At 66.6% G+C, this 12,420-nt stretch carries 12 protein-coding genes; 7 read left to right on the top strand and 5 right to left on the bottom strand.

From position 1 onward, the window contains the following. Positions 1-44: 44 nt before the first annotated feature. On the bottom strand, positions 45-989 hold the full coding sequence (locus IV112_RS05645) for a restriction endonuclease subunit S (RefSeq protein WP_304001675.1): 945 nt from the start codon (positions 987-989) through the stop codon (positions 45-47). Then, entirely contained in the window at positions 986-2,533 is a 1,548-nt protein-coding gene (locus IV112_RS05640; protein WP_304001673.1) for a type I restriction-modification system subunit M, read from the bottom strand. The genes IV112_RS05645 and IV112_RS05640 overlap by 4 nt, the downstream gene beginning before the upstream one ends. 204 nt (positions 2,534-2,737) lie before the next feature. Here IV112_RS05640 and IV112_RS05635 point away from each other — a divergent pair, with 204 nt between their 5' ends. Then, entirely contained in the window at positions 2,738-3,949 is a 1,212-nt protein-coding gene (locus IV112_RS05635) for a hypothetical protein (RefSeq protein WP_304001671.1), read from the top strand. A gap of 341 nt (positions 3,950-4,290) precedes the next feature. Here IV112_RS05635 and mog read toward each other — a convergent pair whose 3' ends face one another. Next, the gene (gene mog / locus IV112_RS05630) at positions 4,291-4,890 is read right to left on the bottom strand and encodes a molybdopterin adenylyltransferase (protein ID WP_304001670.1); all 600 of its coding nucleotides are present in this window, start codon (positions 4,888-4,890) and stop codon (positions 4,291-4,293) included. After that, the gene (gene yjgA, locus IV112_RS05625) at positions 4,883-5,461 is read right to left on the bottom strand and encodes a ribosome biogenesis factor YjgA (protein ID WP_304001669.1); all 579 of its coding nucleotides are present in this window, start codon (positions 5,459-5,461) and stop codon (positions 4,883-4,885) included. The genes mog and yjgA overlap by 8 nt, the downstream gene beginning before the upstream one ends. A 72-nt stretch (positions 5,462-5,533) precedes the next feature. Here yjgA and pmbA point away from each other — a divergent pair, with 72 nt between their 5' ends. Both pmbA and IV112_RS05615 read left to right on the top strand, forming a co-directional pair. Further along, entirely contained in the window at positions 5,534-6,874 is a 1,341-nt protein-coding gene (gene pmbA, locus IV112_RS05620; protein WP_304001668.1) for a metalloprotease PmbA, read from the top strand. Positions 6,875-6,876: 2 nt separating this feature from the next. Then, a complete protein-coding gene (locus IV112_RS05615) occupies positions 6,877-7,956 on the top strand; it encodes a TRAP transporter substrate-binding protein (RefSeq protein ID WP_304001665.1) in 1,080 nt (359 codons plus the stop codon). Between the two features lie 78 nt (positions 7,957-8,034). On the opposite strand, the gene metK is transcribed toward IV112_RS05615, so the two are convergent. Next, positions 8,035-9,198, bottom strand: a complete 1,164-nt coding sequence (gene metK, locus IV112_RS05610) for a methionine adenosyltransferase (protein WP_020163016.1) — start codon at positions 9,196-9,198, stop codon at positions 8,035-8,037. Positions 9,199-9,367: 169 nt separating this feature from the next. Here metK and IV112_RS05605 point away from each other — a divergent pair, with 169 nt between their 5' ends. Genes IV112_RS05605 through IV112_RS05590 form a run of 4 tightly spaced genes read left to right on the top strand, consistent with a single transcriptional unit; the run spans position 9,368 to position 12,165 of the window. Then, on the top strand, positions 9,368-10,243 hold the full coding sequence (locus IV112_RS05605; protein ID WP_304001663.1) for a lysophospholipid acyltransferase family protein: 876 nt from the start codon (positions 9,368-9,370) through the stop codon (positions 10,241-10,243). 5 nt (positions 10,244-10,248) lie between these two features. Then, positions 10,249-10,677, top strand: coding sequence for a CoA-binding protein (locus IV112_RS05600; RefSeq protein ID WP_304001661.1), 429 nt, complete (start codon positions 10,249-10,251; stop codon positions 10,675-10,677). Then, a complete protein-coding gene (gene dapF / locus IV112_RS05595) occupies positions 10,674-11,507 on the top strand; it encodes a diaminopimelate epimerase (RefSeq protein WP_304001659.1) in 834 nt (277 codons plus the stop codon). The genes IV112_RS05600 and dapF overlap by 4 nt, the downstream gene beginning before the upstream one ends. 7 nt (positions 11,508-11,514) lie before the next feature. Beyond that, the gene (locus IV112_RS05590) at positions 11,515-12,165 is read left to right on the top strand and encodes a DUF484 family protein (RefSeq protein WP_304001658.1); all 651 of its coding nucleotides are present in this window, start codon (positions 11,515-11,517) and stop codon (positions 12,163-12,165) included. Positions 12,166-12,420 lie beyond the last annotated feature (255 nt).

Here is a 12,420-nt window from a genome sequence, read left to right as displayed (position 1 = left end):
AGTTGCTGCCTCACGGACGAAAAATCCCGGAAGGGTGGCTTTGATCAGCGTTTCCTTAAATAGTGCTTCAAATAAGTGCTGCTAATTCGAGCTTCGTTCGCCTTTATCCAAAGGACACGAGCGTCTTTGAAGTAGAACGGATCATCCCTTTCCACCTCATAAATTCTGCCGTCCGGACAAATTGACGGCAGCAGTAAATCGCCCCTGGTCGGCACCCCTGCTTCGGCTTTAAGTCGCTCATAGTGGTCTGACGAAACAAAAAGCGTAGGTTTCACAGCCTCGTTTGCACCGAGCTGCCCAATCTCAGTGCCTCGGAAAAAGGGAACCCCTTGCTCGACAAGCTCGTCGGCGAAAACCCTCTTACTTGAAGTCACCTCGCATAGCGCGTCCATTCGGGCTGCCTCCCCTCCGCTCTGATTTTCGACCGGATCACCGAACATGTCGATGAAGATGGCCTGCGCGAGGTGGTCGAGTTGCGCCAGGGCTTCCCGACGCTTGGCCTTGAGGACGTCGGCCTGATCGAGGATGGCGGCGATGCGGCGTTGTTCGGCGAGACTTGGGAGCGGAATACGGATATTGGCCACCTGCGCCGGTCTGGCTCGCAACAGTGAGCCTCCCACCCCCGCAACCGTCTGCATGAACTGTGCGTGAAACGGGTCGCCGAGCAGCACATGTTTCAAGTACGCCGGGTCAACATGATCAGATCGGAAAACAATCCATTCGCCCGAAGCAATGATCCGCCGTCCGTTTGCAGGGCCAACAACCCACGCTCTTCGAATATGGGGGACGATTTTGGAGAGCAGTACATCCCCGGAACACACGAACTGCTTAGCCGAACCAATCGACGCGCCGGGCAAGATTTCCGGAGAGCCCGAGTCAAACGCGGGAATACTGTAGAGATCAAAGGTTTCCTCGGGAAACTTCTTCGGCTCAATTGTCCCGATTTTCTCAGCCATCAATTCACCGAGAGAGATGAGCGAATTACTCATCGCCCCAGCATCCCTTCCAGCGTCTCCATCCCCTCCAATATCTCATCCTCCAGCGCCCGCAACCTCGCCAGAATCACCTGCGGCGCTTCGTGTTCGACCGCTTCGTGCACCACTTCCCTGTAGCGGTTGATCGACAGGTCGTAGCCCTGGGCGGCGATGTCGGCGCGCGGGATGCAGAAGCTCTGCGCGGTGCGCGGGCGGCTGCGTTCGCCGCCGGTGCGGTCGGCCCAGCGGGCGAGCGCGTCCGGCAGGTTGTTCTTCGCATGCTCCGCTTCGTCGAGCGCGCGCGCCGGACGCACGCCCAGCAGTTCCGGTGCGAGCAGCGGCTGGCGCTTGTCGTCCAGGCTCCAGCCGTCGGCCCGCATGTCGTAGAACCACACGTGGTCGGTGCCGCCTGAATTCGTTTTCGTGAACAGCAGGACGGCGGTGGATACGCCGGCATAGGGCTTGAAAGTGCCGGAGGGCAGCGACAGCACGCCGTCGAGCTTGTGCTCCTCGACGATCATGCGGCGCAATTCTTTGTGCGCCTTGCTGGAGCCGAACAGCACGCCGTCCGGCACGATGACCGCGGCGCGACCACCCGGCTTCAAGAGGCGCAGGAAGAGGGCGAGGAAGAGCAGTTCGGTCTTTTTCGTCTTGACCAGCGCGAGCAGGTCCTTGGCGGTGTTTTCGTAATCGAGGCTGCCGGCGAAGGGCGGGTTGGCGAGGATGAGCGAATACTTTTCCTCGTCGCCGGCGTGGTCCTGCGCCAGCGAATCCTTGTAGCGGATGTCCGGGTTGTCGACGCCGTGCAGCGCCATATTCATGCTGCCGATGCGCAGCATGGTGTTGTCGAAGTCGTAGCCGTGGAACATGGCGTGGTGGAAGTGGGCGCGCGCCAGTTCGTCCTGGAACAGGTCGGGGTATTGCTCGCGCACGTGCTCGGCGGCGGCGACCAGGAAGCCGCAGGTGCCGCTGGCCGGGTCGCAGATGGTGTCCTTCGGCGATGGCGCGGTCATCGCCACCATGAGCTGGATGATGTGGCGCGGCGTGCGGAACTGGCCGTTCTGGCCGGCGCTGGCGATCTTGCCCAGCATGTATTCATAGACGTCGCCTTTGGTGTCGCGGTCGTCCATCGGCACGTCGTCGAGCAGGTCCACCACCTTGGCCAGCAGGCCGGGCGTCGGGATGGTGAAGCGGGCGTCCTTCATGTGCAGCGCGTAGGTCGAGCCGTCGCCCTGACGCAGGCCGGTGCGCAGGAAGGGAAATACGTGCTCGCCGACCACCACGTACATCTCTGCCGGCGCGAAATTGCGGAAGCGCGACCAGCGCAGGTCCTCGAAGGGCCGGCCGCGCTCGTCGCGACCTTCCGGGAAGATGCGCGCCGCCATCGGCTTCTTCAGCAGCAGCGCCTTGCTCTCTTCCAGCGTGTGGGCGTCGTCCAGCCGCTTGATGAACAGCAGATAGGTGAGCTGTTCGATCACCTCCAGCGGATTGGAAATGCCGCCAGTCCAGAAGGCGTTCCAGATGGCGTCGATCTGGCTGCGGAGTTCACCTGTCAACATGCGTTCTTACCGGGTTCTGTCGTTGTGTCGCCGCGGACCGCGGAGGACCGGCAATGCTACCGAATACGGGATGAGGCTTCACGAAGAAGGGTGCGTCTCCGTCCGCGCCCGGTGCCCGGCATGAAGGCAAGGCTGCGGGAACACTGGACGGCCCCGCGCCTCTCAGCTTCGTGGCCGCCTGCTGGCGGCGTCGTGCATATATATATGGCATTCCGTGAACTTTCCCGGGCGCTGACCCTGCTCACGCTCGTCGCACTGCTGTGCCTGCCGCTGCCCAGCCGCGCCGCCGACCCCGCCTGGCAGGGCGCTGCCTTCGAGGGTGACCGCGTGGCGCTGCAGAAGCTGGCCGATGCCGGCGCGCGCGTGGTGCGCGTCTATCGCGAGAGCGACGCCTGGGTGCTGGATGCGGCGCAGACGATGGGCATGAAGGTGGTGATGGGGCTGTGGCTCGGCCATCCGCGCCACGGCTTCAACTACCGCGACGCTCGGCTCGTCGCCGCCCAGGACGCACGGATCGCGGATTTCGTGCGGCGCTACCGTGAGCACCCGGCGCTGCTCGCCTGGGGGATCGGCAACGAGATCGAGACCGGCGTCGGCGATCCGCGACCGCTGTGGAACGAAGTGAACCGCGTCGCCGCGCTGGTGAAGGCGCTCGACGCGAAGCACCCGACCGTCATGGTGGTTGCCGACAACAGCGACGCCTGGCTCGCGCCGCTTGCCGGCTGCTGCCCCGATGTCGATATGCTGGGACTGAACCTGTATGGCGGTTCCATCTTCGAACTGCCGGCCCGGCTGCAGCGGCTGGGCATCGCGAAGCCGGTGCTGGTGACCGAGCTGGGTCCGCTCGGTCAGTGGCAGGCCGGGCGCAAATCCTGGGGCGCGCCGGTGGAGCTGACCAGCACGCAGAAGGCGGATTTCTTCCGCGACGCGCTGGCCTTCGTCGCCGGGCAGCCGCAGATCGTCGCCGCCTTTCCCTTCCTGTGGGGCGAGAAGCAGGAACAGACCGCGACCTGGCACAGCCTGCTCGACGTCGGCCGGCCGACCGCGATGACCGACGCGCTGGCGGTCGCCTGGGGACGCCCGCCGACGGCCGCGGCGCCGCGCATCCTCGGCATCGGTATCGCGGCCGATGAGTTCCGGGCGGGGGGCGAGGTGTCGGCGGGCGTCGATGCGCAGTCGTCCGATGGTTCGGTGCTGACGACCGAATGGACGGTGTGGGCCGAAGCGACCGATCTGCGCCTCGGCGGTGACGAAGAGGTCGTGCCGCCGCGCATCCCGGTGCGCGTGCTGCACGCCGACGCGCGCAGCGTGCGCTTCGTCGCCCCGAACGTGCCCGGCGCCTACCGGCTGTTCATTACGGTGACAGACCGGATCGGCAAGGTGGCGACCGCCAATCTGCCGTTTCTGGTGCGGTAAGGACGGGTTTGGCGGAGGACTGGCCGTGGAATTCGTTGGGAGGGGCCCTCTGATCCCGACATTGACCTGAGCTCCGGCCGGGGTTCTGTGGGAGGGGTCTTCTGACCCCGACGGCGGCATGAATCGAAGCTGGCGGACCGCAGTGGCTGCGTCGCGGCCAAGGCCGCTCCCACAGGAGGTGCGCCAGACCGGCGGCCGGAACCTGGGCCGGGGTTCTGTGGGAGGGGTCTTCTGACCCCGACGGCAGCCTGCAGCGAAGCCGGCGGACTGCAGTAGCCGTGTCGCGGCCAAGGCCGCTCCCACAAGGGGGCGCGACTCGCGGCCGCTGCGGCTCGGCGAGCTCAGGTTTTCGCGGCGCGGATTGCCGATTTAGGGCGGAAGGCCTTCACGACGTTTTCGTCGGTCTCGATGTAGGGCCCGCCTATCAGGTCGATGCAGTAGGGCACGGCGGCGAAGATGCCAGGCACGAGCTGGCTGCCGTCGGCGTCCTTGACGCCTTCCAGCGTTTCCTTGATCGACTTCGGCTGGCCCGGCAGGTTGAGGATGAGCGTCTTGCCACGGATTACGCCGGTCTGGCGCGACAGGATGGCGGTCGGCACGAAGCGCAGGCTGATCTGGCGCATCTGTTCGCCGAAGCCGGGCATCACCCGGTGTGCCACGGCGACGGTGGCGTCCGGCGTCACGTCGCGCGGGGCGGGGCCGGTGCCGCCGGTGGTCAGCACCAGATCGCAGCCGGCGCTGTCGCACAGTTCGATCAGCGTCGCCTCGATCTGCGGCTGTTCGTCCGGGATCAGCCGCGTTTCGAACAGCACCGGGTTCTTCAGCGCGGCCGACAGCCAGTCCTTCAGCGCCGGGATGCCCTGGTCCTGATAGACGCCGCTCGATGCGCGGTCGGAGACGGAAACCAGGCCGACCGTCAGCAGATCCTGTGTGTCACTCATCGTCGTTCTCGTCCTGTTCGGGTTCGATGTCGTCTTCGCCGCTCTGCGCGTTGTCGAGCTGGCGCAGCACGCGGAAGATTTCGCGGAACGCGCGCGGCGGCTTGTTCAGTTCGCGTTCGCGCAGCACGTTGCGACGCAGTGTGCGCAGATGGGTCAGGTCGGCGCCCGGCCACTGGGCGGCGATGTCGCCCAGCACGAGCTCGTCGGCGATCAGCCGCTCGCGCATGCGCTCCAGCATCTGTTCGCGCGCGACCGCGCGGGCGGACCGGCCGTGGATGGCGTCCAGCGCTTCGGTCAAAGGCGCCGTGTCGATGCCGCGCATTACCTTGCCGACGTACTGCATCTGCCGGCGCAGGCCTTCGTGGCTGCGCGTGCGCTGCGCTTCGGTGATGGCGATGCGCAGGTTTTCCGGCATGTCGATGCGCTTGAGCTGTTCAGCCGACAGCGCGACCAGCTGCGTACCGATGTCCTGCAGCACATGGGCGTCGCGCTTCCGCTGGCTCTTGCTGGGACGGTCCGGCAGATCCTGATCGTCGGGGTTTTCGGTGGTGGAAATCGATTTGGGGTGCATTGGGATACAGAGGACGGGGCAGAGCGTGGCAAGCGGCTATTATTGCAGCCTTTGCCCGACCACGAATCCGCCATGTCCCGACAGGGTTTCAGCTATACCGACGCCAGCATGCGCGACATCGCGCAACAGCTCATCGATCATGCCCGCGCCGGTGGCGCGACTGCCGCCGAAGTCGACGTGTCCGAAGGCTTCGGCCAGTCGGTCACCGTGCGCCGCGGCGAGGTCGAAACCATCGAGTACAACCGCGACAAGGGCATCGGCGTCACCGTCTATGTCGGCCAGCGCCGCGGCTACGCCAGTTCCAGCGACTTTTCGCTGGATGCGATGCGCGCCACCGTCGATGCCGCGCTGTCTATCGCCCGCTTCACCGCCGAAGACGACGCGGCCGGCCTGCCGGACAAGTCGCTGCTGGCCACCGAGTTCCGCGACCTCGACCTGTTCCACCCGTGGGAACTGCCGGTCGAACAGGCCATCGATCTGGCCCGCCGCTGCGAGGACGCCGCCTTCGGCGTGTCGCCCGACATCCGCAATTCGGAAGGCGCCTCGGTGTCGGCCCAGCAGTCACAGTTCGTTTCCGCCAACAGCCTGGGCTTCATGGCCGGCTACGCCAGCACGCGGCAGTACATCAGCTGCTCGGTCATCGCCGGCGAGGGCGACGGCATGCAGCGCGAAGACTGGTACGGCAGCCGCCGCAATGCACGCGACCTGCCGGCGCCGGAGGCGATCGGCGATTACGCCGCGCGCCGCGCGCTGTCGCGTCTGGGTGCCCGCCGCGTCAAGACGACGCGCGTGCCGGTGCTGTTCGAGGCGCCGCTGGCGATCGGCCTGCTCGGCCATTTCGTGCAGGCGACCAGCGGCGGCGCGCTGTACCGCAAGTCCTCCTTCCTGCTCGACAGCCTGGGCAAGCAGATCTTTCCGAAGCACATCAACATTTCCGAGCGGCCGCACCTGCCGGGCGCGATGGGCTCCGGCATGTTCGACGACGACGGCGTGGCGACGCGCGACCGCGAAGTGGTGCAGGGTGGCGTGCTGAACGGCTATTTCCTGAGCACCTATTCGGCGCGCAAGCTGGGCATGGAAACCACCGGCAACGCAGGCGGCTCGCACAACCTCATCCTGCAGTCGGGCAGGAAGAGCCTGGAAGAGCTGATCCGCGGCATCAAGCGCGGTCTGCTGGTGACGGAACTGCTGGGCCACGGCGTCAATTACGTGACCGGTGACTATTCGCGCGGCGCCGCCGGCTACTGGATCGAGAACGGCGAAATCGCCTACCCGGTGCAGGAAATCACCATCGCCGGCAATCTGCGCGACATGTTCATGGGCATACAGGAAGTCGGCGCCGACGCGCTGGTGCGCGGCTCGAAGCAGAGCGGCTCGGTGCTGATCGACCGCATGCGGATCGCCGGCGCCTGAGCATGACCAGTCGGCGTGGCTTCCTGAGCGCAGCGCCGCTGCTCGGTCTGGCCGGCGCGCCGGCGGTCGTCGGCGCCCTGCCAGCCATCCGCTGGCGGCTGGCGTCGAGCTTCCCGAAGGCGCTCGATGCGCTGTATGCCGCCGCCGAACAGGTGGCGCAGCAGGTCAGTGCCGCCACTGGCGGCCGCTTCCAGATACAGGTCTTCGCGGCCAACGAACTGGTGCCGCCCTTCGGCGTGCTCGACGCGGTGCGCGAAGGCACGGTCGAGTGCGGCCATTCGGCGTCCTACTACTACATCGGCAAGGACCCCACCTTCGCCTTCGACTGCGCCATGCCCTTCGGCCTGAACAGCAGGCAGCAGGCGGCATGGCTGGTCGATGGCGGCGGCATGGCGCTGATGCGCGAACTGTTCGCCGGCTACAACATCGTCAATTTCCCCTGCGGCAACACCGGTGCGCAGATGGGCGGCTGGTTCCGCCGCGAAATCCGCAGCGTGGCCGACCTCAAGGGCCTGAAGATGCGTATCGGTGGCTACGCGGGCCAGGTGGTGTCGCGGCTGGGCGTGGTGCCGCAGCAGATTCCGGGTGCGGACGTCTATCCGGCACTGGAAAAAGGGGCGATCGACGCCGCCGAGTGGGTGGGCCCGTACGACGACCTCAAGCTGGGCTTCTACAAGGTCGCGCCCTATTACTACTACCCGGGCTGGGCCGAAGCCGGTCCGCAGCTCACCATCTACGTCAATCGACAGGCGTACGACGCACTGCCGGCCGAGTACCGGCAGATCCTCGAATCCGCCTGCGCGGCGGCCCACATCGGCATGCAGGCACGCTACGACGCGCGCAATCCCGCGGCGATGAAGAAGCTGATAGAAGGCGGCGCCCAGCTGCGCATGTTCTCGCGCGACATCCTGCTCGCGCTGCAGAAGGAGGCGTTCGCGCTGTACCGCGAAACCGCCGCCGCCAACCCGCAGTTCCGCAAGGTGTTCGAACCGTGGAACCGCTTCCGCTCGGAACAGCACCTATGGACCCGCATCGCCGAGAACTCGGTGGATGCGTTCGTGGGGCGGCATCCGGTGGAGTGAGCGTGGCCGGTCATGCGGCTAAAAATGACAAAGGCCGCAATGCGGCCCTTGTCGTTGTGCGACGCGCTGACTGACCGGTTACAGGCCCGCGTCGGCCCTCAGTGCGGCTGCCTTGTCGATCGCTTCCCAGCTGAATTCCGGCTCGTCGCGGCCGAAGTGGCCGTAGGCGGCGGTCTTCTGGTAGATCGGACGCAGCAGGTCGAGCATCTGCACGATGCCCTTCGGGCGCAGGTCGAAGTGGCGCTTCACCAGTTCGGTCAGCTTTTCGTTCGAAATCTTGCCGGTACCGAAGGTTTCGACCATGACCGAGGTCGGCTGGGCGACGCCGATGGCGTAGCTCACCTGCACCTGGCACTTCGACGCGAGGCCGGCGGCGACGATGTTCTTCGCCACGTAGCGGCCGGCGTAGGCGGCCGAGCGGTCGACCTTGGACGGATCCTTGCCGGAGAAAGCGCCGCCGCCGTGCGGTGCGGCACCGCCGTAGGTGTCGACGATGATCTTGCGACCGGTCAGGCCGCAGTCGCCCTGCGGGCCGCCGATGACGAAGCGGCCGGTCGGGTTAACCAGATACTTGATTTCGCCCTTGACCAGTTCCGGCGGCAGCACCGGCTTGATGATGTCCTCGATCACCGCTTCGCGGATCGCTTCGAGCGACATGTCCGGCGCGTGCTGGGTGGACAGCACCACGGTGTCGATGCGCTCCGGCTTGCCGTCGACGTAGCGGATGGTGACCTGGCTCTTGGCGTCCGGGCGCAGCCACGGCAGGCGGCCGTCCTTGCGCAGGTGGGCCTGGCGCTCGACCAGACGGTGCGACAGGTGCAGCGCCAGCGGCATCAGCACCGGCGTTTCGTCGCAGGCGTAGCCGAACATCAGGCCCTGGTCGCCAGCGCCCTGGTTCAGGTAGTCGTCGCTGGCGCGGTCGACGCCCTGGGCGATGTCCGGGCTCTGCTTGTCGTAGGCCACCAGCACGGCGCAGCCCTTGTAGTCGATGCCGTATTCGGTGTTGTCGTAGCCGATGCGCTTGATCGTGTCGCGCGCGACGTGGATGTAATCGACGTTGGCAGTGGTCGTGATTTCACCGGCAAGCACGACGAGGCCGGTATTGCACAGCGTTTCGGCGGCGACACGGGCGGTCGGGTCCTGCGCCAGGATGGCGTCGAGGATGGCGTCGGAAATCTGGTCGGACACCTTGTCCGGGTGGCCTTCGGACACCGACTCCGAAGTGAAGAAATACTCTGACATGCACCTGCTCCTTGTAACTTCCCTGTTGCGGTTCGTCGAACCAGCCCCGGGAAGCGAGCAGGCGACGCTTTAGCAGTATTTTTAATCCGCCCTGCAAGTTGTCTCGTTTAACTCGGCGGAAACAGTAGTCTACCGCGTCCTGTCGTTTTCGCGAATCCAGCTTTTTTCCATGTCCGACTTCGCGAGCCGGGTGGCCACCGCCGCCTTCCGGCTGCTTTCCCACCTTCCGCTACGTACACTGCAGGCGATCGGCGCCATCGCCGGGCGTCTGATCCATGCACGCTCCACCAGGTTCCGACGCGAGTTCGACCGCAATCTGACGTCGGCGATACCTGGCGCCGACGCCGCGCTGATCCGCGAGGCGGCGGCCCATTCCGGCCGCGCCATGCTCGAACTGCCGTGGATCTGGATGCGGCCGCGCCCGGCCGTGGTGGCCGGCGTGGTCGAGGTCAGCGGCTGGGAACATGTCGAGCGGCTGCACGCCAGCGGCCGCGGTGTGGTGCTGCTGACGCCGCACATGGGTGCTTTCGAGATCGCCGCCCGGCTGATCGGTTCGCGCATCCCGATCACCGTGCTCTACCGCGCACCACGCCAGGACTGGCTGCGCCCGCTGATGGAACAGGGGCGCGACGGCGACGGCGTGTCGCTGGCGGCGGCCGACGGCACCGGTGTGCGCCGGCTGCTGCGCACCCTCAAGGGCGGCGGTCTGGTCGGCATACTGCCGGACCAGGTACCGGCCAACGGCGAAGGCATGTGGGCGGATTTCTTCGGTCGTCCGGCCTACACGATGACGCTGGCCGCGCGGCTCACGGCGATGGCAGCCGGCACGGTCATGGTGTTCGCCGAGCGGCTGCCGGCCGGGCGCGGCTTCCACCTGCATTTCATCGAACCCGAAGTGCCGGTCGACGGCGATACCGCGCAGCGGGTCGAGGCGATCAACCGCAATGTCGAAGCGCTGGTGCGCCGGTATCCGGCGCAGTACATCTGGGGCTACAAGCGCTATAAGTGCCCGCCGGGTGTGCAGCGGCCCGCCCCTGTAGAATGACGGCCATGTTTACGAATCCTGCGCCGCAGGCCATCGCAGACCTGTTGCGCCGCGTGCGCACGGTCGCCGTGATCGGCCTGTCGCCGAACGAATCCCGTCCCAGTCATCGCGTCGCCCGTGGCATGCAGCGCTTCGGCTGGCGCATCGTGCCGGTGCGCCCGGCGGTGACCGAGGTGCTGGGCGAGCAGGCCTATGCCTCGCTGGCCGACATTCCCGCAGACCTGCGCCGGCAGATCGATCTGGTCGACCTGTTCATCGCCGCCGACCGCGTCGGTACTTTCGTCGATCAGGCGATCGCGCTCGGCCTGCCCGCCGTGTGGCTGCAGGACGGCGTGATCGACGAGGCGGCGGCGCTGCGCGCGCAGGCGGCCGGTCTGACCGTCGTGATGGACCGTTGCGTGTGGCGAGACTACGTTTCCATGGTGAGCGAATGAAGCTGCGTTTTTCCAAGATGCACGGGCTGGGCAACGATTTCGTCGTGATCGACGCGATCCGTCAGCGCGTCGATCTGACGCCTGACCAGGTGCGCTTTCTGGCCGACCGCCATTTCGGCGTCGGCTGCGACCAGCTGCTGGTGGTCGAGCGCGCGCAGCAGCCGGGCGTCGATTTCCGCTATCGCATCTTCAATGCCGACGGCGGCGAGGTCGAGCAGTGCGGCAACGGCGCGCGCTGTTTCGTGCGCTTCGTGCGCGAGCAGGGCCTGACCGACAAGCGGGAGATCCGCGTCGAAACGAAGAGCGGCGTGATCACGCTGACCGCCGCCGACGACGTCAACGTGACGGTGAACATGGGCGTACCGGTGTTCGAGCCGGCGCGCATCCCCTTCCAGTCCGATTCCGACGCCTTCGTGCAGCCGCTGGACGTGGCCGGCAGCGCGGTGCCGATCACCGCGGTGTCGATGGGCAACCCGCACGCAGTGCAGGTGGTGGCCGACGTCGACCGCGCGCCGGTGGCGCAACAGGGCCCGCTGATCGAATCGCACCCGCGTTTTCCGGCGCGCGTGAACGCCGGCTTCATGCAGGTGGTCGATGCCCACCACATCCGGCTGCGCGTGTACGAGCGCGGCGCCGGCGAAACGCTGGCCTGCGGCACCGGCGCCTGCGCCGCCGTGGTGGCCGGCATCGTTCGCAATCTGCTGGAGAGCCCGGTGCGCGTGAGCACGCGCGGCGGCGAACTGAACATCGCCTGGGCCGGCGAGGGCCAGCCGGTCCTGATGACCGGCCCCGCCGTCACCGTATTCGAAGCCGACATCCATCTGGAGTAGTACCCCCATGAAAGCCGACGACGTCGCGCGTTACCTGCAGGACCACCCGCAGTTCTTCGAGGACTATCACGACCTGCTCGCCCATCTGTACGTGCCGCACCCGCACGGCGGTCGCGCGATCTCGATCACCGAGCGGCAGATCCTGACCCTGCGCGAGAAGGCCAAGCTGCTGGAGCTGAAACTGGCCGAACTGCTGCGTTTCGGCGAGGACAACGACGTCATTTCGACGCGTGTGCACGCGCTGTCGATGGCGCTGATGACGGCCGGCAGCTTCGACGCCGTGATGGTGGCGCTGCGCGAGCAGCTGTCCGAGGGCTTTTCGGTGCCGCACACCGCGCTGCGCCTGTGGAACAGCGTGCTCACCCGCGACGGCGACGTGTTCGAGCCAGTCGAGGAGCGCATCCGCGTGTTCGCCAACGAGGCGCGTCAGCCCTACTGCGGCCCGGTGAACGACCTCGGTGTCGTCGCCTGGTTCGGCGAGTCGGCCCCGGTCGTGCAGTCGATGGCGCTGGTGCCGCTGCGCCGCGAATCGCGCGTGGTCGGTCTGCTGGCGCTGGGTGCCAACGACGCGGCACGCTTCGTACCGGACATGGGCACGCTCTATCTGGAACGCATCGGCGAGCTGCTCGGTGCCGCGCTGATCCGCGAACTCGGTTGAGAGTGTTGGCCCCCACGCTCACCTTGTTCGCTCAGGAGGGCCGGCTTTGCACAGCCGGCCTGTTCAGCCTGCGCGGCGCTTGCGCCGCGAAACCCCGGCTTCACCCCCGCCAAGGGGGCTGCGCTCGTCCACGGTCGGCTTTGCACAGCCGACCGGTTGCGCGGGCGGCGAGCAGTGCTTGCCGAAACCCCCGCCACACCCTTCGGGGCGGCCCTTCGGACGGCGCGTTGGCTTCGATGCCCCGACTGTTCGTGC

Source organism: Methyloversatilis discipulorum (assembly GCF_018780585.1).
Classification (GTDB): domain Bacteria; phylum Pseudomonadota; class Gammaproteobacteria; order Burkholderiales; family Rhodocyclaceae; genus Methyloversatilis; species Methyloversatilis discipulorum_B.
This window is presented reverse-complemented; position numbering and strand designations above follow the sequence as displayed.